General features: G+C 40.7%; 26 protein-coding genes. 11 read left to right on the forward strand and 15 right to left on the reverse strand.

The genetic code is table 11. From position 1 onward, the window contains the following. Positions 1–27 precede the first annotated feature (27 nt). From argA to A7A69_RS08375, 6 genes are all read left to right on the forward strand, one after another. Positions 28–1383, forward strand: a complete 1356-nt coding sequence (gene argA / locus A7A69_RS08350; protein WP_120370351.1) for an amino-acid N-acetyltransferase — start codon at positions 28–30, stop codon at positions 1381–1383. Between the two features lie 365 nt (positions 1384–1748). Beyond that, positions 1749–2723: a sulfonate ABC transporter substrate-binding protein gene (locus A7A69_RS08355; RefSeq protein ID WP_152876957.1), complete on the forward strand. Its 975-nt coding sequence runs from the start codon at positions 1749–1751 to the stop codon at positions 2721–2723. Positions 2724–2748: 25 nt separating this feature from the next. Continuing rightward, positions 2749–3747, forward strand: a complete 999-nt coding sequence (locus tag A7A69_RS08360) for an aliphatic sulfonate ABC transporter substrate-binding protein (protein WP_120370349.1) — start codon at positions 2749–2751, stop codon at positions 3745–3747. Positions 3748–3808: 61 nt separating this feature from the next. Continuing rightward, positions 3809–4984, forward strand: a complete 1176-nt coding sequence (gene ssuD / locus A7A69_RS08365) for an FMNH2-dependent alkanesulfonate monooxygenase (protein WP_152876959.1) — start codon at positions 3809–3811, stop codon at positions 4982–4984. Continuing rightward, positions 4981–5784, forward strand: a complete 804-nt coding sequence (gene ssuC, locus A7A69_RS08370) for an aliphatic sulfonate ABC transporter permease SsuC (RefSeq protein ID WP_151981735.1) — start codon at positions 4981–4983, stop codon at positions 5782–5784. Before ssuD ends, ssuC begins: the two co-directional genes overlap by 4 nt. 18 nt (positions 5785–5802) lie before the next feature. After that, positions 5803–6606, forward strand: coding sequence for an ATP-binding cassette domain-containing protein (locus A7A69_RS08375; RefSeq protein ID WP_152876961.1), 804 nt, complete (start codon positions 5803–5805; stop codon positions 6604–6606). A 36-nt stretch (positions 6607–6642) separates the two neighbouring features. Here the strand turns inward: A7A69_RS08375 and rutG are convergent, their stop codons facing one another. From rutG to rutA, 5 genes are all read right to left on the reverse strand, one after another. Then, the gene (rutG, locus tag A7A69_RS08380) at positions 6643–8007 is read right to left on the reverse strand and encodes a pyrimidine utilization transport protein G (protein ID WP_152876963.1); all 1365 of its coding nucleotides are present in this window, start codon (positions 8005–8007) and stop codon (positions 6643–6645) included. Positions 8008–8036: 29 nt separating this feature from the next. Then, positions 8037–8603: an NADH-dependent FMN reductase RutF gene (gene rutF, locus A7A69_RS08385; RefSeq protein ID WP_120370344.1), complete on the reverse strand. Its 567-nt coding sequence runs from the start codon at positions 8601–8603 to the stop codon at positions 8037–8039. Positions 8604–8686: 83 nt separating this feature from the next. Then, entirely contained in the window at positions 8687–9067 is a 381-nt protein-coding gene (rutC, locus tag A7A69_RS08390; RefSeq protein ID WP_152876966.1) for a pyrimidine utilization protein C, read from the reverse strand. Positions 9068–9085: 18 nt separating this feature from the next. Continuing rightward, positions 9086–9823, reverse strand: coding sequence for a pyrimidine utilization protein B (gene rutB, locus A7A69_RS08395; protein ID WP_152876968.1), 738 nt, complete (start codon positions 9821–9823; stop codon positions 9086–9088). Continuing rightward, a complete protein-coding gene (gene rutA / locus A7A69_RS08400) occupies positions 9820–10929 on the reverse strand; it encodes a pyrimidine utilization protein A (protein ID WP_152876970.1) in 1110 nt (369 codons plus the stop codon). The genes rutB and rutA overlap by 4 nt, the downstream gene beginning before the upstream one ends. A 446-nt stretch (positions 10930–11375) precedes the next feature. On the opposite strand from rutA, the gene A7A69_RS08405 reads away from it, so the two are divergent. Beyond that, on the forward strand, positions 11376–11996 hold the full coding sequence (locus A7A69_RS08405; protein ID WP_171499570.1) for a TetR/AcrR family transcriptional regulator: 621 nt from the start codon (positions 11376–11378) through the stop codon (positions 11994–11996). A gap of 101 nt (positions 11997–12097) precedes the next feature. Here the strand turns inward: A7A69_RS08405 and rutD are convergent, their stop codons facing one another. From rutD to A7A69_RS08420, 3 genes are all read right to left on the reverse strand, one after another. Continuing rightward, on the reverse strand, positions 12098–12889 hold the full coding sequence (gene rutD / locus A7A69_RS08410) for a pyrimidine utilization protein D (protein WP_152876972.1): 792 nt from the start codon (positions 12887–12889) through the stop codon (positions 12098–12100). Between the two features lie 78 nt (positions 12890–12967). Next, on the reverse strand, positions 12968–13528 hold the full coding sequence (locus A7A69_RS08415; protein ID WP_152876974.1) for a 5'-methylthioadenosine/S-adenosylhomocysteine nucleosidase family protein: 561 nt from the start codon (positions 13526–13528) through the stop codon (positions 12968–12970). 74 nt (positions 13529–13602) lie between these two features. After that, entirely contained in the window at positions 13603–14742 is a 1140-nt protein-coding gene (locus tag A7A69_RS08420; RefSeq protein ID WP_152876976.1) for a TDT family transporter, read from the reverse strand. A 205-nt stretch (positions 14743–14947) separates the two neighbouring features. Here A7A69_RS08420 and ribF point away from each other — a divergent pair, with 205 nt between their 5' ends. From ribF to A7A69_RS08440, 4 genes are all read left to right on the forward strand, one after another. Next, complete coding sequence (ribF, locus tag A7A69_RS08425) at positions 14948–15949, forward strand: riboflavin biosynthesis protein RibF (protein ID WP_152876978.1); 1002 nt, start codon at positions 14948–14950, stop codon at positions 15947–15949. 65 nt (positions 15950–16014) lie between these two features. Next, complete coding sequence (ileS, locus tag A7A69_RS08430; RefSeq protein WP_152876980.1) at positions 16015–18852, forward strand: isoleucine--tRNA ligase; 2838 nt, start codon at positions 16015–16017, stop codon at positions 18850–18852. Next, on the forward strand, positions 18845–19384 hold the full coding sequence (gene lspA / locus A7A69_RS08435) for a signal peptidase II (protein ID WP_151981755.1): 540 nt from the start codon (positions 18845–18847) through the stop codon (positions 19382–19384). Before ileS ends, lspA begins: the two co-directional genes overlap by 8 nt. Further along, positions 19377–19859, forward strand: coding sequence for an FKBP-type peptidyl-prolyl cis-trans isomerase (locus tag A7A69_RS08440; RefSeq protein WP_152876982.1), 483 nt, complete (start codon positions 19377–19379; stop codon positions 19857–19859). The genes lspA and A7A69_RS08440 overlap by 8 nt, the downstream gene beginning before the upstream one ends. Before the next feature lie 70 nt (positions 19860–19929). On the opposite strand, the gene A7A69_RS08445 is transcribed toward A7A69_RS08440, so the two are convergent. The 7 genes from A7A69_RS08445 to tagF form a co-directional block, all read right to left on the reverse strand. Beyond that, positions 19930–20403: a hypothetical protein gene (locus tag A7A69_RS08445; RefSeq protein ID WP_152876984.1), complete on the reverse strand. Its 474-nt coding sequence runs from the start codon at positions 20401–20403 to the stop codon at positions 19930–19932. A 202-nt stretch (positions 20404–20605) separates the two neighbouring features. Next, entirely contained in the window at positions 20606–20866 is a 261-nt protein-coding gene (locus tag A7A69_RS17005) for an NF045616 family extracytoplasmic (lipo)protein (RefSeq protein ID WP_338325127.1), read from the reverse strand. A gap of 2 nt (positions 20867–20868) precedes the next feature. Then, entirely contained in the window at positions 20869–21324 is a 456-nt protein-coding gene (locus A7A69_RS08455) for an NF045616 family extracytoplasmic (lipo)protein (RefSeq protein ID WP_241675237.1), read from the reverse strand. 2 nt (positions 21325–21326) lie between these two features. Next, on the reverse strand, positions 21327–22004 hold the full coding sequence (locus A7A69_RS08460) for a zinc protease (RefSeq protein ID WP_152876988.1): 678 nt from the start codon (positions 22002–22004) through the stop codon (positions 21327–21329). Next, on the reverse strand, positions 21982–22518 hold the full coding sequence (locus A7A69_RS08465) for a PAAR domain-containing protein (RefSeq protein WP_152876990.1): 537 nt from the start codon (positions 22516–22518) through the stop codon (positions 21982–21984). The genes A7A69_RS08460 and A7A69_RS08465 overlap by 23 nt, the downstream gene beginning before the upstream one ends. Positions 22519–22537: 19 nt before the next feature. Next, positions 22538–23308, reverse strand: a complete 771-nt coding sequence (locus A7A69_RS08470) for an OmpA family protein (protein WP_473964372.1) — start codon at positions 23306–23308, stop codon at positions 22538–22540. Next, a complete protein-coding gene (gene tagF / locus A7A69_RS08475) occupies positions 23305–24264 on the reverse strand; it encodes a type VI secretion system-associated protein TagF (RefSeq protein ID WP_152877000.1) in 960 nt (319 codons plus the stop codon). Before tagF ends, A7A69_RS08470 begins: the two co-directional genes overlap by 4 nt. Between the last annotated feature and the right edge of the window lie 11 nt (positions 24265–24275).

The raw sequence follows: 24275 nt of genomic DNA on the forward strand, positions 1-24275 counted from the left end.
CTATGTTTCTCTATTTTTGAGTCGATTATGCAATTACACGAGACTGAGTCTACGCCTAGCACCACGCAAGATTATGTGCGTTGGTTCCGCCACTCAGCACCGTATATTAATGCTCATCGAAATAAAACCTTTGTTTTAATGTTTGGTGGCGAAGCAGTTGAACATCCCAACTTTCAACATATCATTCACGATATTGCATTATTGCATTCGCTTGGTATCCGACTGATTTTAGTACACGGCGCGCGCCCACAAATTAATAAAAATCTGCAAGAAAAACACATCCAGACGCCGATTCATCTTCATCGTCGCGTCACAACACGTGAGTCCCTAGGCTGCGTCATGAATGCGGTGGGTTCTATCCGACTGGAAATTGAAGCGTTATTATCGATGGGGCTAGCCAATTCGCCTATGTTTGGTGCGCGTATTGATGCTGTTTCTGGCAACTTTGTCACCGCTAAACCTTATGGAATTCGTGATGGCGTTGATTTTCAGTTGACTGGCGAAGTAAGAAGTATCGATACAGATGCCATTCAGCGACATTTGGATAATCATAATATTGTGGTTCTAGGGCCAACAGGCTATTCCACCACAGGCGAAGTCTTTAACCTGTTGGCAGAAGAAGTCGCTACCAAAACTGCGATCGCACTACAGGCCGATAAATTAATTTTTCTGGGCAATAAACAAGGTTTGCTAGACGGAAACCACAGAACTTTACGTGAGTTAACCCCCCATCAGCTAGATCACTATATTGATCAATTTCAAAAAAATGATGATGAAATGGCCCTGCATTTACAAGGTGCTCAACGCGCCTCGCTTTCAGGTGTGCATCGCGTGCATTTGATCTCTTACGCCTACGATGGTGCATTGATCGAAGAGTTATTTACCCGTGATGGTATTGGTACCATGATTACCGATGCACATTATGAAGAAGTCCGTATGGCAACCATTCAAGATGTCGGCGGACTCATCAATCTGTTGCGTCCACTCGAACAAGAAGGCATTTTGGTTTACCGTTCCCGTGAACGTCTTGAAAGTGAAATTGGACAATTCGCTGTGATTGAACGCGACGGCATGATTCTGGCTTGTGCTGCGTTATATCCAATCCCAACAGCAAAAAATGAAATTGGTTCTGCGGAAATTGCCTGTGTCGCAGTTGATCCTGCTTATCGCAAGTCGAACCGCGGCAGTCAAATCTTGCATTTTTTAGAAGATAAAGCACGACAAGATGGGATTTTACAATTATTTGTGCTGACAACCCGCACGGCACACTGGTTCTTGGAGCAGGGTTTTCAAACAGCGAGTGTAGATGATCTTCCGAATGCCCGACAAGAACTGTATAACTATCAACGTAATTCATTGGTGTTTAAAAAAATATTAATGTAATTCAGGATTGTCTAAGCTAAATTGGCCAGTCAATGATCAAAAATTTACTGGCTTTAGCACAAGTGCTTATATCTTTATTCTAGCTAAACTTAGTCATAAATCATCTTTTGAGCTGTGGCAAAGTTATTTGTTATTTTCACAAAATGATGTAAGCCAAATATAAATACATTTAAAAATCAATGAATTAATATAAATATACGATTTTTTTCTATTTCATTTAAAATTTACTTTTTACATAAACTTAGCATTTTTTTATTTATCCATTTTTTTCATAACTAATGTAAAAAAACTTATTTTTTATGCAATAGAAATGGTTTTAAGGTGTGCCCTCAACGCTTACTTTTAGATACAGGGCATCACACATCATGACACGCATCAGTTCTTCTTTCTGGTTCAAATTTTCAGTGATTACGGCGAGTATCGCGGGAATCATGATGCTCAGTGGCTGTGCAAAAAAAGAAGCTCAAGATATTACAACCTTAAATATTGGCTTTCAAAAATATGGCTTGTTGCCAATTGTGAAAGAGCGCGGTGCATTAGATAAGGCTCTGAAAGAACAAGGGATCACCATCAAATGGGTAGAATTTCCTGCTGGGCCACAGCTTTTGGAAGGTTTAAATGTCGGCAGTGTAGTATTTGGTGAAGCAGGTGAAGCTCCTCCTATTTTCGCACAAGCAGCAAATTCCAACTTAGTGTATGTCGCCAATCAGCCTGCTGCACCGAATGCAGAAGCCTTAATTGTTCCAAAAAATTCTGCGATTCAATCTATTCAGGACTTAAAAGGTAAACGCATCGTCTTAAATAAAGGCTCAAATGTGCATTATCTACTACTCAAACTCTTGGAAAAAAATCATTTAACCCTAAACGATATTCAAGTGGTGTATTTACCTCCTGCCGATGCTCGCGCTGCCTTTGAAAAAGGTGCTGTCGATGCATGGGTGATCTGGGATCCATTCTTTGCTGCAGCAGAACAACAAATTGGTGCACGTGTCCTTGCAACTGGGCAAAATCTGGTCAGTAATCATCAGTTTTATCTGGCAGATCGTAAATTTGCCCAAAACCATCCCGAAGTGCTGAAAACATTGGTCAATGAACTTAATCAAAGTACTGAATGGGTCAAAACCCATCAGGATGATGCTGCCAAACTGTTAGAAAAACCAACTGCGCTGGATTTTAATATTTTAAAAACATCCATTTCACGCATGGGCTTTGGGGTTACGCCATTGTCAACGCAAGTCGTGAATGAACAGCAACAAGTAGCAGACGCTTTTTATCAGCAAAAGCTGATTCCACAACCTTTAAAAATTCAGGATGCCATTTTAACTGGCGCAATTAAGTAAAAGAAAACCAATAGGATAACAACTTATGATTAATTTAAAACAATTGGGTGTCATCGGAAGCATAAGTCTGGGATTAACTCTAAGTGGTTGCCAGAAAACCGAATCTCATGCACAAGCACAAAAAGATGCAGGTGCAACCGATACAGCCCCAGTCAAGACCTTATCAATTGGTTTTCAAAAATCTTCACTGAATTTTTTAATTGCTAAACAGCAAAAAATATACGAACAAGAATTTCCAAATGCCAAAATCGAATGGCGTGAATTTCCTGCGGGGCCACAAATGCTTGAGGCATTAGCAGTGGGCGCAGTGGATTTTGGCATGGTGGGAAATACACCTCCGATTTTTGCTCAAGCCGCTGATAAGGATCTGAGCTATGTCGGTTATGAAGTGGTTCCAGCAAGCTCACAAGCACTTATTATTCCAACCAATAGTGCCATTAAATCTATTCAGGATCTTAAAGGTAAACGCATCGCGGTACAAAAAGGTTCAAGTGCGCATGAACTACTGGCCAAAGTGCTACAAAAAGCAGGTTTAAGTTGGCAGGATATTCAACCTGTTTGGTTACCTCCTGCCGATGCACGTGCAGCATTTGACAAAGGCGCAGTCGATGCTTGGTCAATTTGGGAACCGTACTTAAGCACCACCGAGCTAAAAGGTCATGCCAAAGCGCTGATTGATGGTACAGCTTTTCCAACCACCTACTCTTTTTATATTGGTAATCCAAAATTTATCCAGCAGCACCCCGATGCAGCACAAAAAGTGTTAAATGGCTTAAATAAAGCAGATCAATGGTTTGTGAAACATCAAGACGAAGGTTTAAGTATTTATGCACAAAGCACTGGACTAGACACCCAAGTCGCCAAAGCCGTGCTTGATAAGCGACTTAAACCTTCGCCTGTACAACCTATCACACCAGAAGTCACTAAAGCCCAACAGAGCATTGCCGACCTGTTTCAGCAAGTTCAGTTGATTCCAAAAGGTATTCAGGTGAGTCAAACCATCTGGTCACCGAAATCTTCGTAGTTCTTAGGTCTATTAAACACTCAAGCAATTTGATTAAAACGCATTTAAAAGGAAGGTTGATATGAATATTTTCTGGTTTATTCCCACTCATGGTGACAGTCGCTATTTAGGAACAAGTAAAGGTGCGCGTCAGGTGGATCATGCGTATATGAAACAAATTGCGGTTGCAGTCGATAACTTGGGTTATAGCGGCGTTTTAATTCCAACGGGTCGTTCATGTGAAGATCCGTGGATTACCGCTGCCAGTCTGATTGATGCAACAAAACATTTAAAATTTTTGGTCGCACTTCGTCCTGGTATTACTACGCCTGCACTAGCAGCCCGTATGGCGGCAACTTTTGACCGTTTATCTGGCGGACGTGTATTACTCAATCTGGTTACAGGCGGCGATGAACAAGAGCTTAAAGGTGATGGCTTGTATGAAGACCATTCAACACGTTATCAAACTGCCAGTGAATATGTAAAAATCTGGCGTGAAATCCTGACACGTTCACATACAGGCGAAGCGTTTACTTTTCATGGCGATCGTTTGAGCGTCGATGAAGCCAAACTGCTCTATCCACCGATTCAAAAACCTTATCCACCCTTATGGTTCGGTGGCTCATCCGATGCTGCTTCAGAACTGGCGGCTGAACAAGTCGATACCTATTTGACTTGGGGTGAACCTCCTGCGGCGGTTAAAGAGAAAATTGAAGGTATGAAAGCAAAAGCTGCTGCCAAAGGACGTACCCTGAATTATGGTATTCGTTTGCATGTGATTGTGCGTGAAACCAATGAACAGGCTTGGGCAGCAGCCAACGAACTCATTCAATATCTGGATGATGACACCATTGCCGCTGCGCAAAAGAAATTTGCACAAATGGATTCAGTCGGTCAGCAACGTATGGCTGCCCTACACGGTGGTCAACGTGACAAACTTGAAGTGTCTCCAAACTTATGGGCAGGTATCGGCCTTGTTCGTGGTGGTGCGGGCACAGCACTGGTGGGTGATCCTGAAACAGTGGCAGCACGTATTCAGGAATATGCCGATTTAGGGATCGATACCTTTATCTTTTCAGGCTATCCACATTTGGAAGAATCGATTCGCTTTGCAGAACTGGTTTTCCCTTTATTGCCTCTTAAAACTCGTGAAAAACTGACCCAACCGAACCTTACAGGGCCTTTCGGCGAAATTATTGCCAATAACTATGCCCCAGACCAGACCAAAAAAGAGAAAGTGGTCAAGGAGCCTGTATGAGTGTAAATACCGTTTCTTCTTTTGTTTCACGTGGAACAGCTGCAATTTTTAAACGCAGCCTTCCATGGTTATTCCCCATTGCGATGGTCATTATTTGGCAGTTTGCCTCGACCACAGGAATACTTCAGAGTCGTGTCTTACCAGCACCAACGGCAGTGGTAAGTGCTTTTTGGCATCTGCTGGTGAGTGGTGAACTCTGGCACCATGTAAAGGTCAGTGCAGGTCGAGCATTGCTCGGTCTGTTGGTTGGTGGCGGATTAGGGCTATTTTTAGGACTACTCAATGGTTCATCTAAAACTGCATCGACGCTACTCGACACGACCTTACAAATGATTCGTAATATTCCTGCCCTTGCACTGATTCCACTGGTGATCCTCTGGTTTGGTATTGATGAAACTGCAAAACTTTTTCTGGTTGCAGTGGGTGTGTTTTTTCCGATTTATATCAATACCTATCATGGTATCCGCTCAGTCGATCCACAATTGATTGAAATGGGTAAAAGCTACGGCTTAACCCGTTGGCAACTATATAAAGAAATAATTTTACCTGGCGCAATGCCTTCCATTCTGGTCGGTTTACGTTTTGCATTGGGTCTAGTTTGGGTGCTACTTATTGTTGCAGAAACGATCTCGGCACAATCAGGCATCGGCTATATGACCATGAATGCCAGAGAGTTTTTACAAACTGATGTCGTGTTAGTCGGTATTTTACTTTACGCCTTGTTGGGCAAACTTGCCGATGTTTTGGCTCAGGGCCTTGAGCGCTATTTATTGCGCTGGCATGCAGGCTATCAACCATAAATTTGAGGAGCTTTGATCATGACCAATTTAAATTTTCCTTTATATCAGGATGAATTTGCTAAAGTACATATCGAACAACCTGTTCAGGCTGAAGACGCGCCCATAGGTGCCGAAATTATTATTGAACAACTGCATAAGTTTTATGGTCAGGTCAAGGTTTTAGAGGATCTTGATCTACATATTCAGTCAGGCGAATTTGTCGCCATTGTAGGTCGAAGTGGTTGCGGTAAAAGTACGCTGCTCCGCTTAATTGCAGATCTGGAACAACCCAGTTATGGTGAGATTAAATTTAAATCGGCACGGAATTTTCGTGAAGGTATTACCAGTGACGATATTCGGGTGATGTTTCAAGATCCGCGGCTATTGCCTTGGAAAAGTATTTTACATAATGCTCAATTAGGCTTAGCCAAAGATAAACGAGATATCGCAGAACATTTATTGGAGAAAGTGGGACTAAAAGATAAAGCAGGTCAATGGCCATCACAGTTATCAGGTGGTCAACGCCAACGTACGGCACTGGCTCGAGCACTATCACACTCACCACGTATTTTATTACTCGATGAACCTTTGGGCGCGCTAGATGCACTCACGCGTTTGGAAATGCAAAATCTGATTGAACGCTTGTGGAAAGAGCAAGGCTTTACCGCGATTTTGGTCACGCATGATGTCAGTGAAGCAGTGCAATTGGCCGATAAAATTATTTTGCTAGATAAAGGTCACATTGCGCATAGTTTTGAAGTCAATCTTACACGACCACGCAAGAAAGGCGCTGAATTTGCAGAATTGGAACAACGTGTATTAGAAGCCGTTTTAGCCACCTAAATAAAGCCGCAATCTGCGGCTTTTAACATCAACTGGTTAGGACTGCGGACTGAACGGTTGAATATTTTTATCATTGTGCTCTGTAGCATCTGTCTGATTTAGCGTTGTTTTATCACGATTCAATAATAAATTCAGCACAATTGCAGCTAGCGTCGCGGTACCAATGCCTCCCAAATCAAATGAACCGATATGTAAACTAAAGTTTCCTGCACCCATAATTAAACTCACTGCGGCAATAATCAAGGTGCTGTTTTGACTAAAATCAACCCGATTATCAATCCAGATTTTAGCCCCCGCCACAGTAATCAAACCAAATACCACAATCGAAGCACCACCTAGTAAAGCAACTGGAATAGTATGAATCACTGCACCAAATTTAGGTGAAAGCCCCAGTAAAATGGCAAATATTCCCGCAACAACGAATACGGTAGTCGAATAAACTTTGGTTACTGCCATCACGCCAATATTTTCGGCATACGTGGTCATGCCTGTACCACCAATAGAGGCAGACATTGTGGTACACACGCCATCAGCAAAAAAACCGCGCCCCATATACGGCGATAAATTTCGGCCAGTCATTGCCGAAACAGCCTTAAAATGTCCTAGATTTTCTGCAACCAAAATCAATGCGACCGGCGCAATGAGCAAAATGGCATTGGCTTCAAAGACAGGCGTATGAAACGTCGGTAAGCCAAACCAAGCCGCTTGTGCAATCGGCGTGAAATCAATTGGCTTGCCCCATCCCAATACATTGGCAAAGATAAAATAAGTGAAATAAGCCACACATAATCCGACCAATAAAAGCAACCGACGAAGCATGCCTTTGGTGAATACCGCCACTGCGCTGATACATAAGATCGTCAACACTGCCATCCATGTATCAAAGCCATTGCCAGATACACCTTTAATGGTGACTGGCGCAAGATTTAACCCAATGATCATCACAATTGCACCTGTAACGATAGGCGGCATCAGCTTTTCAATCCAAGCCGTTCCTGTACGCATGACCACTAGACCAATCAGCGCATAAATAATTCCGCAGACAACAGTCCCTCCCAAAGCCAAGGCCAGATTGGGGTTGGCGCCAATGCCGTTATAGCCTGTTGCTGCGGCAACCGCAGCGATAAAAGCAAAACTTGAACCCAGATAACTCGGTAAACGGCCCCCTGTAATCAAAAAGAATAAAATGGTGCCAAATCCTGTAATAAAAATTGTTAGATTGGGGTCAAAACCCATCAATAACGGTGCCAGTACTGTTGCCCCAAACATAGCAAAAGCATGTTGTAAGCCTAAAACAACACTTTTTCCTGCGGGAAGGTATTCATCAATCTGAACAGGATTTTGATCCAGATTGCCCTGATAAGGTTTAAATTTGACAAACCACGGTTCTTGACTCGACATCGCTATTTCTCCTCATTTCAACATGAGATTTAAGCTACATAATGGGGTTCACAATAATTACGGTTAAAATACATCAGTGGATTTTGCCCCTGACCATATTGAATCGCTTTGACCTGACAGAAAAAAACATCGTGGCTACCAACAGATAAACTCTGCACCACTTCGCAGTCAAAAGAGACCAAAGCATCTTCTAAAACTGGGGCTTGAGTGACCAAAGTACGCCATTGCCCCAAATCGAAACGTTCAGCCATCGGGGTTTTACCGCCAAAAATATTTGAAAGCGTTGTCTGATGAGCCGCCAGTGTATTGACACAAAGCACCTGATTTTTCTGAAAAGTTTCAAATACCGAAGCAGCGCGGTTTAGACACACCAATAAAGTAGGTGGAGTATCCGTAACACTACACACGGCGGATGCGGTAAAACCTGATTTTCCAGCAACACCGTCTGTGGTAATCACATTAACCGCAGCGCCCAGATTGGACATACCTTGCCGAAAGGTCTGTTGATCGACCTGTAAATGAGTCGAACGATTGGACGGTGTGATTTGCTCAAGCAAGCTTTTAAGCTGATTTGTGGTTTGTGTGAATGCAGTCATTGCTTATCTCCACCTCAGGACAGTTAAAATCATGAGATTTAATTGATTATATTGAACAGCATAAAAATTTAGTTTTGGTTGGGTTAGACGTGCGCGACTGACGCTATTTCAACCAATGCCTCTGCTTTGACTAGCCCGACCTGAATGCAATAGCGGGCAGGGCGATCTTCTGGAAAATACTCTGCATATACCTGATTTATCGCGGCATAATCTGCCCAGTCTCGTAAAAAAATATGGTTAAAAGTGACATCTTTTAAGCTACCACCCGCATTGGCTAAGATTCCCTTAATCGTCTCGAGTACATGGCGGGTTTGTGCAGCAGCATCACCCACATGCAGTACATTGTTATTTTCATCAAACGCTAAAATGCCAGAGACGTACACAATGTTATCGGCTTTGGTTGCGGGCACATAAGGCGCTAAAGGTGGTGGTGTCCCTGCGGGTAAAATAATTTCCTTTGGCATATTATTCTCCTGATCGTGCTATGCAGATTTAGCCAATGATTGAGAAGGGCGAAAACTTTCAACAAAATTTTGCGTGTCTGACACCCAACCAAAAAAGGTTTTAATGTTATACATACTGGCTGTATGCATTTCAGGCGGACCTGCTTGATAACAGGCATCATCCAGAGCCACACCAAAATATTCGAGGAAAAAGCCATCGCGCAAAGTCGATTCCACACAAACATTGGTGGCAATGCCGACAAACACCAAATTGCGAATCCCGCGAGCGCGTAACATGCTATCAAGTGCGGTATTAAAGAAACCGCTATATCGTGGCTTTTCAATCACAATATCTTGTGCTGTAGGTTGTAATTCATCAATTAACTCAAAATCCCAGCCCCCTTTTGCCAATAACTGACCTTGTAACTCAGGTTGTTTACGCATGGTTTTGAGTGCATTAGATTTATGAAAATTAGGCGAACCTGCACCACCCGCTTCGACATATTGATTGTCCCAACCATTTTTAAAATAAATCACCTGAATTCCCGCTGCATGAGCTGCTGCGACCGCTTTTTTGATGTTTTCTACAACAGGTTTTGTTTTGGAGACATCAAATCCTGCCAGATCTAAATAACCACCGATTGAGGTATACGCATTCTGCATATCAATCACGATCAAAGCTGTTTGTTCTGGTGCAAGTTGGATCGCTTCGGGTTCTGCTTTCAAGACCCGCCCTGTTCCTGCTCGTTCGGTAAAATCTGCAATAATGGTATTCATGCACTTTTCTCCAGTGGACTAAGCGTTTGATATTCGGCAACCACATCCTGACGAGATTTCATCAAGGGTTGAATCCGTTCGCCAAAGTCTTCAACGCCTTGTACAAAGTCATCGAAAGTCAGCAAGATGCCTTCTGTGCCTTGAATCTCGGCAATTTCATCTAGCATTGCAGCAACTTTTGCATAAGAACCCACCAATGTTCCCATGTTGATATTGACGGGTGACACACTAGATGCCATTTGGCGAATATTGGTGTCTGTCCCTGAGGTAGTGTCTTTCCCCCCTTGATTCATCAACCAATTAATCGCTTCTATATCGGCACCTTCGTTATAGCTTTGCCATTTCGTCATCGCTTCGGCATCTGTTTCGGCTGCAATCACCATAAACAGAACATAGGTCTGTACATCGCGTCCAGTCTGCTCAGTAAAGTGTTTTAAACGGTTATTAATAGCGGCATATGCGGTTGGGGTATTGAGTCCTTTGCCAAATACAAAGTTATAGTCGGCATGTTGCGCTGAAAATTCGAGTCCTGCGTCAGATTGCCCTGCACAGATAATTTTCATTTCACTTTGTGGTTGCGGACTCACTCGGCAATCTTCCATCTGAAAGTGTTCACCTTTAAAATCAGACTGCCCCGTCGCCCAGAGTTCTCTTAAAATCTGGACATATTCAGAGAGATATTCATAACGCTTGCCAAAATATTCATCGCCTGGCCACATGCCCATCTGGCTGTATTCAGGGGCTTGCCAACCTGTCACTACATTTAGACCAAATCGACCATTGGAAATTGAATCAATGGTCGACGCCATCCGAGCCACAATCGCTGGCGGCATGACCAATGTTGCCGCAGTTGCATAAATCTTAATTTTGCTGGTAACCGCAGCCAGTCCCGCCATTAAAGTAAAAGTTTCGAGGTTATGATCCCAAAATTCAGTTTTTCCACCAAAACCACGTAACTTGATCATGGAGAGTGCAAAATCAAAACCATAATGTTCAGCGCGTTGTACGATTTGCTTGTTTAGCTCAAATGTCGGCATATATTGCGGCGCATTTTCTGAAAGCAGCCAGCCATTGTTTCCGATTGGACAAAAAACACCTATTTTCATTGGGTCAATCCTCTTGGGAAGATGTATTTCACGAATTACATGAGCATTACCTACAACTCATTATTTAATTTTTAAGAATGGCCATTTCTTGTTATTTCCTTATGCATACATTGTGCCAATTTTGTTTTATCTATATTTTACAAATGATTGAATAAAACATATGGTCAACTCGTTTTTACCATTTAGTAAAATTATGGCGCATTTCAATGCACTATTTAGGTGAAAACTGGGTCAATAGCGTGCAAAAAAACAGCAACACGACGATTAAATCATTCGAGTAAAATTTATATAATTTGATTGCTTTTTAAACAAAATGATGCTGAAATTTCAAACAACTTCCGTAAGATGAAGCACTTATTTTTTCTTCTCAGGCAGAAAAATAGACATAGGCTGTGCACAAATCATGCGGTTTACCTTACAATCCATCTGAACCGTCTAAACTAGTTATGCCAATGGAACAAAAAAAGAGTACGCAAAAACGAAATCAGTTGCTCATTGCTGCGCTGGATGTCTTTTCAACTTACGGTTTTAGTGGAGCAAGTCTTGATGAAATTGCTCAACTGGCAAATATGCATAAATCTAATATTTTCTATTATTATGAAAATAAAGAAGCGCTTTATGTCGAGGTTCTCACCACAGTTTTGCAAAAATGGTTAGCGCCATTACAAACACTGGAAGCTGAACTTGAGCCTGTGGAGGCACTTGCACATTATCTCATTCAAAAAATAGAAGTTTCTCGAACCCAACCCAAAGCTTCAAAGCTCTTTGCTTTAGAGATTATTCAAGGCGCACCACACATTTTAGAAATTTTGAAAGGGCCTCTAAAAAAACTATTTAAACGCAAAGCCAAAGTCATTCAAACTTGGCAGGAACAAGGTAAAATTTCTGCTGATATTGATCCTGAGCTTTTAATTTTAAATATTTGGGCGATTACTCAAAATTATGCAGATTTTAGTATTCAAATGGAAATGGTGACAGGAAAGACTCTTCGTAATCGAAGTATGCAGCAACGTGCGATTGAGCATACGGTGCATATGATGCTTTATGGCGTATTACCGCGCGTTTAATCCTCTATGAGTATTCCATCCTTTCTATATGGCTTACGACCATAGTTGACTATGGTCGCCACAATTCCTGCGATTACATCCTGATGCACGGTCTTGATTCCTCAGTTCTGCTGTAAAAATTTTAAAATCCGCCGATTGACTAAAGCAGCTTGAGTTACCGTTGATGCATGCCCTCCCTCTGCCATTAAATAGAGTTCAGCTTGAGCTACTAATTTCCATAGTTTTAAACTTTGATGATATGGCACTAACATATCATCTTGATTTGCAATCAAAAGAACAGACTTTTGAGCAAGCGTATTTAAATGCTCAGATGTGATTTGAAAATGCATTAATTCTGAAATACGTCGCATAACATTTTGAATGGGTGGAAAATCTTTTTGCTGTTTTTGTTCTTGTTGCTCAATCTCAAGATGATACTGAGAAATCCAGCTTGGCGGATATAAAAATAAAGCCTGTGCAGCAATATACGCCGCAACTCCCGCATGCTCGAGTAAAGCCAATCGGGTTTGGAAACATTTTAAAGTGTGTGGATCTAGCGCAGCCCAACCATTAATCACAGTTAAACTTTGCATGTTTAATCCAGATGTACCAAGCAACTGCGTCAATTCCAACCCAATAAATCCGCCTATCGCATGACCAATAAAATGGAACTGGTGGATATTCAATTGCAGCAATAGATTTTTAATTTGCTCGGCTAAATCCAGAAAAGAATAAGTTTCTGACAATAAGGGACTATCAGCATGACAGCCTTCATGATCATAAATCAAAACATTGTACGCTTGCTGAAAAGCAGCAATCTGTGGCTGCCAAAACTGACCGTGTCCACCCAGACCCGAAGAAAAAACCACATATTCCTGACTGGCATTTAAAGCGGGATAAAGCTGATAGTTCATTTTAAACCATTTGGTAAAATCAATATGCCTATCTACCAGCAAGATTTATGCCTTTCTTTCTAGTGAATCCTCGCATTATTAAAAATGCTGTTGATATAAGGCCAGTAGCTTTTGTGCACCTAATCGTAAATTCGCTTCCCAGTCCAAATGTGCCGTATCATTTGCACCATCGCTAATGTATTTCACCGAAATGCATCGAACACCTAATTTTTTACATACCTTGGCAATCGCATACGCTTCCATATCGACGAGATCGCAGGCAAGTTTTGGCGTTGCTGTTTCAAAAGAATCACCTGTTCCACACACGCCGCGTGGCAATTCTGAAAAAAATGGTTCAAGTGTAATGGCAGCAGGAAAGTCCTGATCCAAAGGCGTTGTTCCTATCGCGAAGCCTAAAGGAGAAACATCCATATCACGTTGTACAACCTGACTGACTTCAACCAATGCATGTGCATCAAAAATAGAACTGCCTGCACTACCTAAATTCAACAGCACATCACAGCCTGTGTTTTGAATGACCTCAAATGCTGTAAAGGCGGCATTGATTTTACCAATACCGCTATAGTGAACATGAATACCCGCCTGCTCAAATAGACCTTTGGATTCATCAGGAATTGCCATGATCAGCGCAACTTTCATGTTGTATTCTCTCCGTTTCATTACAGCGCATTTAAGCTGATCAATTTTGCATATACAACTTTATCTAAAAAGAATTAATGATTTTCCTGCTGCTGTTTCCAAATCTGTAAGCATGGAGAAAAAAATAATTGTCCTGTATATGCCCCACGAATCGTTTTTAAAGTGACCAACACCCACAAAGTGAACAATAGCACCATCAGCGTATGTACCACAAAAGTCAAAACGCTCCATTGAAGCTGTATCGCCAGTTGTTGCATGGCCAAAATAAACACTCCCAAAGGAAAGGTCAGCCCCCACCAGCCCAGATTAAACGGAATACCTTGTTTGAAATGATATAAGGTCGCAAAAATGGCTAATCCTAACCACCAAATGCCGACTCCCATAAACACCAGAGCAATTAATAGACCGCTATGTTGTAAAAAAGGCCCTAGCATATATAAATTATGTTGTTGCAAAACCTGTGGAGCAGCCTGTCCAAGTAACAGCATCGCAAGCGCTCCCGTTCCAATCGGGCCAATAGATAACCAGCTTGAAATAGCCAACTCTTTTTCAGGAATTTGATGTAAAGCCAATCGCAAAACCAGAATTGCCAAAACTAAAAAAGCAGGTAATACAGACATTCCCCAGAGTATATAACTGCTCCATAAGATTGCGACAGCATTGGGTAAATGTGGCGCAACATTCAAAATTAAGCCACCAGAGCTTGCGGCAACTTCTGCTGCAACAATTGGAAGCAACCACATTGCGGTCATGGTTGGTAGTGCGTGTTGCTGACGACTAAACATACAAAACGGCACAATCCAACCGATGAAAACTGCCAATAACACATCCACATACCAGAGTTTTACCGCAATCAGGACAGCGAACTCTCCCCAAAAGTTTATTCCATAGACCAGAAAACCATTGAGAATGGTTGCCAGAGCCATCGGAATAGTGCCTAGAAACAGGCTCATACTTGAATGGCTGAAAATCTGTTTTGCTTCTTCAGGATAAAAAAACCAGCGAGCAAGATACAACACACTAAAAACACAAAATAGTAGCGTATTGATTCCCCATAACATAAAGCCAAGACGATAAAATAAATCAGATGCAACAGGAGAATGCGCCATAATTAATGCAACAACACCCGTTCCCATCACGACAGCAAACCAGTTCGGTGTAAATTCACGAATCATCTTTTGTTTAAATCGTAACTGATAAAATGGAGTATTCATTCAATTTATCTCATCATCTGATAGAGACATCATAATCAAAGTTTAAAATAAGAAAAATTGATTTATTTTTAATTTAATTATCAATATTATTTATATATAGAAAAAAGATAGTGCTTTTTGCCTGCATAAAAACGCAACAATAGCACCAAGCCCTCAGTTTATGGCAATATAGAGGACTTTCAAAATTTAGCTTCATTGAAAATCCATGAAACTGCTCCGCCTGAATGCGTTATCGCCAGATTTTAAGTTGCCTGCCAGCGCAGTGACGATTGGCAACTTTGATGGTGTCCATTTGGGGCATCAGGCCATGATTACGCAACTTCAAAATATAGCAGCGAGCAATGACTTAAAAACGCTGGTCATGATTTTTGAGCCTCAACCGCTTGAATACTTTAAAGGTTTTGATGCACCACCGCGTATCAGCTCACTTCGAGAAAAAGTCGAATATTTAACTGAGTTAGGTGTAGATTATATTGCCATTGCCAAATTTGATGAACAATTTCGCGGTCTAAGCGCACAAGAATTTGCCGATTTGCTCAAATTCAAACTGAATGCCCAACAACTGATTTTGGGCGATGATTTTCATTTTGGTAAAAATCGTCAAGGTAATAGCGAATTTTTACGTCATTATGGCTTTAAAGTCACCAATTTAGACACCATTGAATATCATGGAGAACGGGTGAGTTCTACTCGTATTCGCCAGGTCTTGGCTGAAGGTGATTTAACTCTGGCTGCCAAGTTGTTAGGTCGTCCTTATAGCATTACAGGTCGAGTACAATATGGTGATCAGATTGGTCGCACTATTAACTTCCCCACCATTAATGTGCGTTTAAATCGGCATAAGCCCTGTTTAAGCGGGATTTATGCGGTTGATGTCGTTTGTGAAACCACTTCACTACGCAATAAAGTGCAAAGTGATGACCCTACACAGACAGGCATTGCGGGCTATCATCCAGACAGTTTATTTGGTGCGGGACATGTTGGAACGCGTCCAGCCATTCAACAGGAACATCCAGAATGGCGATTGGAAGTACATTTTCCACAAGTTTCTGCTAATCTGTATGGCTTGTTAATGCGGGTGACGTTTCTGAACTTTTTACATGGTGAACGAAACTACCCTTCGCTTGAAGCATTAAAAGCGGGAATTGATCAAGATGTGGAAGACTTACTCGAATTTCGTGAGCAGCATTCACAACCCCCTTTTTAATTTCGAATTTTTTTGATGATAAAACACGTCAGCGTTCAAGCTGATTGAACTGGAAGACAACTTGCATGAGCGATAAGCAAACTCCTGAAAATGCCGTGGATTATAAAGCCACACTCAACCTGCCGGGCACTGAATTTGCCATGAAAGCCAATCTGGCTGTGCGCGAAGTAAAATGGTTAGAAGAGTGGTATGCCGACAACATTTATCAGAAGATTCGTGCTTCGCGTATTGGCAAGAAAAAATATGTTTTACATGATGGCCCTCCTTACGCGAACGGTCAGATCCACTTGGGTCATGCAGTCAATAAAGTCTTAAAGGACATTATTGTTAAAAGCCGTGTGATGGACGGTTTTGATTCACCTTATGTGCCGGGTTGGGACTGTCACGGTTTACCCATCGAACTCAAAGTCGAAGAAAAAGTCGGTAAGGTTGGTGTAAAGGTCGATGCTTCAACTTTCCGTAAAGCTTGCCGTGAATACGCCATGAGTCAGGTCGATTTACAGCGCAAAGACTTTATTCGTATGGGCGTGTTTGGGGATTGGCAAGATCCGTACCTGACCATGAATTTTAAACAAGAAGCGGATATCGTCCGTGCTCTAGGTGAAATTCAAAAAGCAGGTCATATCGAGCCAGGCTTAAAACCTGTCAATTGGTGTATCGATTGTGGTTCAGCACTGGCAGAAGCCGAAGTCGAATATGAAGATAAAAAGTCCGATGCAATTGATGTCGGTTTTGGTGTGGTTGATCTGGATGATCTTGGTCAGCGCGTAGGTGTTGCAGTCACTGCACCAACCGATATTGTGATCTGGACGACAACGCCATGGACATTACCTGCAAACCAAGCGGTTGCATTACATGCCGAAATTGACTATCAATTGGTACAGGTACAAAGCGACCGCGGTACTCAGAACTTTATCTTGGCCAAAGATCTGGTTGAATCTGCTATTGCCCGTTATAAACTAGAAAATCCTGTTGTTTTGGCAGAGTTTAAAGGTGCTGTGCTTGAACGTCTCAGCTTACAACATCCACTTTTGGCAGATCGTCAAGTACCCGTGATTTTAGGCGAGCACGTCATTGCGACCAGTGGTACAGGTGCCGTACATACTGCACCAGGTCATGGTGCAGACGACTATAAAGTGGGTCTGATCTATAACCTCAAAGTAGATAATCCTGTCGGTGGTAATGGTGTTTATTTACCGACCGCGCCAATTTTTTCTGGCGAACATATCTATAAAGCCAACCCACAAATTATTGAAGCGTTAGGCGCTGTAGGTCGCTTATGGGCGCACCAACCGATTGTACACAGCTATCCACATTGTTGGCGTCATAAAACCCCTATTATCTTCCGCGCAACACCGCAATGGTTTATCAGCATGGATGCCAAAGGTTTACGTGAATGTGCCTTAAATGCGATTGAAAATGACATCAGCTTCGTGCCTGACTGGGGTAAAAACCGAATTGAGTCGATGATCGAAGGTCGTCCAGACTGGTGTATCTCACGTCAACGAACTTGGGGTGTTCCAATTCCGTTCTTTGTGCATAAAGATACGCATGAACTGCATCCACGTACGGCTGAACTGATTGAAGAAGTAGCTGAGTTGATTGAAAAAGAAGGCATTGATGCTTGGTTCAATCGTGAAGCCAAAGAATTTATCGGTGCAGATGCCGAACAGTACAATGCAGTACGCGATACGCTCGATGTCTGGTTCGATTCGGGTACAACCCACTATGCGGTACTACGTCAGCGCGAAGAACTCACCGATCCTGCCGATTTATATTTAGAAGGGTCAGATCAACATCGTGGTTGGTTCCAGTCATCATTGCTGACCTCTATTGCGATCAATGAACGTGCGCCTTATAAAGGGCTATTGACCCACGGTTTTGTGGTCGATGAAAAAGGTCGCAAAATGTCGAAGTCTTTGGGCAATATCATCACGCCACAAGACATCATCAAAGACATGGGTGCCGATGGTCTTCGTTTCTGGATCGCATCCAGTGACTATCGTTATGAAATGACCGCAGGTAAAGAGATTTTCAGTCGTGCGTCAGATGGTTATCGTCGTATCCGTAATACCTTGCGTTTCTTGTTGGCCAACCTCAATGGTTTTAAACCATCAACCGATGCTCTGCCAGTTGATCAATTAATTGCATTAGATCAATACATCCTGCAACGTGCTGTTGAGGTTCAAAAAACGATTCAGCAAGCCTATGAAGATATGAACTTCCATATTGTATGTAGTGCTTTGACCAATTTCTGTATCAATGACTTGGGTGGTTTTTATCTCGACATCATTAAAGATCGTCAGTACACCACTAAAGCGGATTCACAGGCACGTCATTCTGCACAAACTGCACTGTATCACTTAGTTCAAGCCTTTGTTCGCTGGATGGCACCAATCTTGAGCTTTACTGCACAAGAAGCTTGGGCGTTGATTCCAGAGCAAAACGAACAATATGTGTTTACGGCTGAATGGTATGATTTGCCTGTCGCATCCACAGCAAACCTGATTTCGGAAGCCGATTGGCAAACATTGATTCAAGTTAAATCAGCAGTCAACAAGCAGATTGAAGCGGCACGTAATGCCAAGCTGGTCGGTAGTAATTTGTCTGCCAAAGTTGAAATCTGGGCGAAAGATGAGTTACAAGCGGTATTGAACCAATTAGGTGATGAATTACGTTTTGTTCTCATTACGTCTCAAGTCAATGTCTATCCATTCGCTGAACAAGGCGAAAGCACAGAAATGGATGGCTTACGTGTCCAAATCTCGGCAGCAGAAGGTGAAAAATGTGTACGCTGCTGGCATGTCCTGCCAGATGTGAATACTCATGCAGATCATCCGGGTTTATGTGGTCGTTGTATTGTAAACGTCGCGGGTCATGGGGAAGTGAGAAAATATGCCTAAGACTCAAGTCAAACAAAGTTTATTTCAGTTTTATCCGCACAACCTGATCTGGCTCGGACTTTCTGTCCTTGCCATCATCATAGATCAATGGACAAAGTGGATCGCCAGTACACATCTGACTTATGCTGATCCTGTGCCTGTATTACCATTTTTAAACTGGACGCTGCTGCATAACTATGGTGCAGCATTTAGTTTTTTATCTGATGCAGGCGGTTGGCAACACTATTTGTTTACAGGTCTAGCAGGTATTGTCTCGATTATTTTTGTGTTTTGGCTATTGCGTATGCCAAAACACAGTATCATTCTTCCTGCGGCGATTGCACTGATTTTAGGTGGAGCCTTAGGTAATTTAATTGATCGTATGACCTTAGGTTATGTCGTCGATTTTATTCATGTGTATTATCAAAATCACAACTTCCCCGCCTTTAATATTGCCGATAGTGCGATTACCCTCGGAACTATCCTCTTGTTAATTGATACCTTTTTTCTTGAGAAGAAACGTATCCAACGTGCAGAAGCAAAGCATGACTGAAATTATTCAACCGAACGAAGAAATTCGTATTCAAGAAGGCGCTCAGGTCGAGCTACATTTTTCTGTGGCACTCGAAAATGGCGTCGAGATTGATAACACGCGTAGCCGTGAGCAACCTGTAAGTCTGACCATCGGCGATGGTAATTTATTACCCGGTTTTGAAAAAGCCTTATTTGGTTTACGCGCAGGTGACCGTCGTACGGTACATTTGCCACCAGAAGATGCTTTTGGCCCATGGAATCCTGAAAATATTCAAAAATTTGATACCGTCAAATTTGGACAGCGTCCTATAGTCGGTCATATGATTGAATTTGAAGATAAAGCCAAAGCATCATTATTTGGTGTAGTTGCATCAGTCAATGATGATATTACTGAAGTGGATTTTAACCATCCACTTGCAGGAAAAAATATTAGCTTTGAAGTTGAAATTTTTAAAGTGACGCCTGCTGGTCAGCAAGGGATCAAGTTGATGTGATTTAATCATTCAACTAAAAACTCTCTTATGAAGGTTTTTTAAATTGGCGTTTTAGTACGATTGAATAGGATTAAAATCTGCAATCGTTTTCAGCTTTCTTATCACCGAAGTATTCACTAATCCTATTTTTAAGTACTTTCTGTTTTGAATCTACCCAAGCGTACGTGCTAGTGTAGTCAAGATTAGAGGGTAAATCTTTTTTATGTGTGAGAAGAAAGTTGTTTACCCAACACAGTTGGTTGGCGTTACCTACAGGGAAGTCATCTTCGATTGTATAACCATTGCCTATTTCTTCTTCATACCGTTTAAGTACTGCCATCTTATCTAATGTTGAGAATAGTAAAGATACCGTAACAGCATCTAAAATTTTGGGCGTGGCTTTTCGATATACTTCTGAATCGATTAAAAGCATACCTACAGCTCCATTACTACCAGACTTTAAAGATTCTTTAATTGGTTGGTTAGTAATACACCCACCCAGTAGGCTAATACAAATACCTAACTTAACGGCCAAAATTACTTTCAAACTCAGCTCTTTCCACATTAAGCAGATCCCCTTTATAAACCCCTTAAAGTAATTAGGAGGTTTTTTATCTCTTAAATATACTGATCATTCACAAGTGACCTTTCCAGCTTCGACATATTTCAAAGAAAGTTGTGAACTCTTTTGTTGAATACATACATCAGCACGAAAAGTACTATTTATTGTACTTAATGTAATACTATAAGAAATATTTTTTTATATTCTATTTAGAGGAATATATACAACTGCTTTCATCTATAGGAAAGATAGTTTCTTGATATGATTTTTCATAATCACTTTTGTTTTCTTCTGAAAAATTAATTTTTCCTATATGTACTAGGAAATTATTCTCTCGATATTTTCTTGAGTTATTATTAAAAATACATAACTGATTATTTTTAATATTCAAATCTTTGTATAACTCATCACAACCTAAAATAGTTACTAAAAAAGATAATAATAGAATACACAAAGATTTTTTCATTGTTAATTAAATAATCTCTTTAATTTACCCCAAAAACTAGATACTACATCTATGCACTGCATCCCTTTAAAATCTTGTACTGTAAGTGTTCCTGATCTCTTTGTGATACAGAAGTCTTTGTTATAGGCTGTTCTCACTCCTCCTAAAGTTACACTATAAGGGGTATTCTCTTTTAATCCTTTAAAGTTCTTAAAGTTTTTTTCATCTAGAACAATACATTTATTTTTCACTGGATAGTTCTTTTCGAAAGAGCTATCATAATTCCAGTACTCTTTACTACCATGAGTTAAGCCTAATATAACAATACTAAAGTCCCCTCTTTGTTCTGTATCATCAATATAAAAGCATGGTGTATTATTTTTTACCTCTATAATAACTTCACCACCTCTATATGGATTTGAAGTGGCAAAAGCAGAAAAAGGAATTATTAACAAGGTTAAGAGTATATATTTATTCATAATCAATATCTTTTGGGCTCATGATTATAGTAAATACCTCCATAGTTCTGTGATAACAAAGCCTTATCAGAAGGATTCACAAGAAATTTTTTCAAAACATTTTTTAAGGCAAATTTTTGCATAACATTTTTATTATGTAAAACTGGATAATCATGCCCTTGAATAGGTAAATGATAGGCATCAAAGTAATGGCTAATAATTTCAGCTTGTTGTTCAAAGTTAAATTGGTGAAATTCTTTACCTTGATCATCACATACTAAATCATAGTCGTAAGCTTTAGCATCACTATAACCACCTCTAATACCTATTTCGATACCACGCATTGCTGTATTCAGTCCTAATTGATATTGCCACACATGAGCCATTTCATGAATGAACCATATTTTATTAGTCGCTTTTTGATCCTGTGAAAAATCTTTGAGATTATCATAATCTTCATTAGGCAAATGAATGCTACCAAAAGGAGTCATAGCATTTTTACTTCTTGTAGGCATAGATAATAAGCCACCACGGATAATTTCAACCTTTGAATAATCGATTGCATCTTTAAACATAATTTTAGCAAGAGCAATTTCTCCACCATTCAATTTTCGACGCGTATTGATAGTTACAGTTGTTGGATTTTTCTCTACGAAATCCTTACCCTGCAATCTAGCTCTAAGGCTTACAACAGTGTTCATGATCTTTATCCTCTGCTACAATTTTTAATTCGATTTCTTCATTTTCAGCACCAGCTATAAATTGAGTATATCCTTGCTCATCTGTCACTCCTTTTGAAAACAAACTCCCTTCTTTATGAATTTCATAATGAACATTAGCTAATGGTTCTGAAGTTGACTCATCAACAACCAAAAACTTTTGTCCGAATTCTTTTATTTGATTAGATTGAAAATTATTAGTCGATAAAGATGTAGCCCCCGTACTTGCACCATTCTCCTGCACCACCAAACTCTGCTTAGGTAATAACTTACACCCACAAGATAATGAATCATTGACTCGTGCCGCTGCTTTTCCCATGACTTGCATATGCGGATCGCCTGAGATAATCGTGGCAACGGTTTTATGTTTTGGACATGTGGCTTTATCGCCGACACAGGCAATTGCAATTCCCTCGATAAGAAATATGCTATTGCCACTCATCACTTGCCCACCACCCGTAGTCGGACAGCCTATCGTTATATATGGTGTTGCCATACAATTTCCCCCCTTTTAGTTAAAGTACTGCAAACTCAATCCGGCGGTTTTTACGACGACCTTCAGCTGTTTCATTATTCGCTAGAGGTTTATTCGAACCCAGACCTTCTGTGCTTAAACGCTCTGCCAAGATATTTTTTGTGATTAAATAATCTTTAACTGCATTGGCACGTTGTTGACTAAGTAACAAATTTTTGGAGGCATCACCTGAGCTATCGGTATGTCCAATAATTTTGACTTTTTTTCCACCAACTTTATGAAGTGCTGCTGCCATTTCATTTAAAATCTGCTGCCCCGAAGCGGTTAAAATCGAACTACCTGATTCAAATTCAATGATTCGATTTTTAAGAGCCTCATCGATAATTTTTTGCTCGGCTTGGTTCACAGTCAGTTGTGACTTAAAGCGATACGGCTGCTGTACTATTGACTGAAATTGATTGATGGTCAGTTGAATATCATTGGGATTACTCATTTTACCTGTGAGTTCAACTTGTGTGCCTTGTACTTTCAAATTACCTTGTTTTACTTTTTTTAAATCTGGCGTAATTACTTGTGTTACCGCGTTACTCCAACCATTCGGTGCAGATACTGCGCGCACTTGGATTTTATCAATCACTTGATCAACCCCATACACAATCTGCATTTTTTGCAAAATTTCCTGTTTTGATGCCTCATTTGGCGCCACGCCTTCAACTACGATCGGCTCCGCACATACCAAAGAACTAACCAATGGAATGGTAAAAAAAAGCCATTTTTTTATATTTTGTGGTACATTTTTTTTCATTGTTATTCATCTAGAAATGTTTGTCGGAAAAGTTTAAGTCCTTGACTTAAACTTAATTGTCTTTGACACAAGGATTGCTCAAGTGCAGCTAAACCTGCATTTTGTTCGAGATAAGGATCAATCCACTGTGCATCTATGAGAGAAACCCAGTGTTCGTTTTGCATACTTTGGGTAAAAATATCACCAAGTATCAAAATATCTGCCCCCTGAAAACCAAACAATAAAACAGGTGCTTCACAATGCAATAAACCGATGAATATCTCAGTATTGTTTTTCTTCAAAAAACATCCAATCATGCTCACCCAAAACGCTGCAATTTCGTAGCAATAAACTGGATTATTCAATGGCAAGATCAGAACCTTATTTAATCGCTTAGTGCCACTTTTCAGGATTGGTTGCAATAATAAACCGAGTCCAATCATACTTTGCGACAGTTGATAAATATTGAGTTTCATTAACTGGGCAAATGAATACAGCGTGTAATTTTCATAAAAAGCTGTACATTCTTCAGAACTAAATATTTGCACTTTAGTCGGTTGATTTTGCAGTTTATTTAATAAAATTGCGGAGTCAAAAATGGTTTTTATGGTCTTATTATTTTGATACAGTTCCGCTAATGCCTTTTTATAAATATAAGGGGCAAATAGAAGGTTCTGAAACGGTTGTTCAACCTCTATAAGTTGACCTAATACCATTGGAAAAGGTCGTCCTGAACTGTCTTCACTAGCAATTAAACTCGCTGCTAAAAATCTTTTCTCTTGCGGATTGGCAATAAAGAAATCCAATGCAGGTAAATCATGATATGCCTGTTTAAAATGAGGCTTCGCAATGGCATATTCCAAAGCCTCAGTCATCCATTGATCCATTACCTGAATTAAAGCATGTTGTCCCTTACTTTTTAGAAAATCCCCACGTGCTGGACTTTTTCCATAATAAAAAGGTATCGATTTTATTTGCTGCATGGAATCATCCT

It is taken from the genome of Acinetobacter guerrae, from assembly GCF_009372255.1.
Classification (GTDB): Bacteria; Pseudomonadota; Gammaproteobacteria; order Pseudomonadales; family Moraxellaceae; genus Acinetobacter; species Acinetobacter guerrae.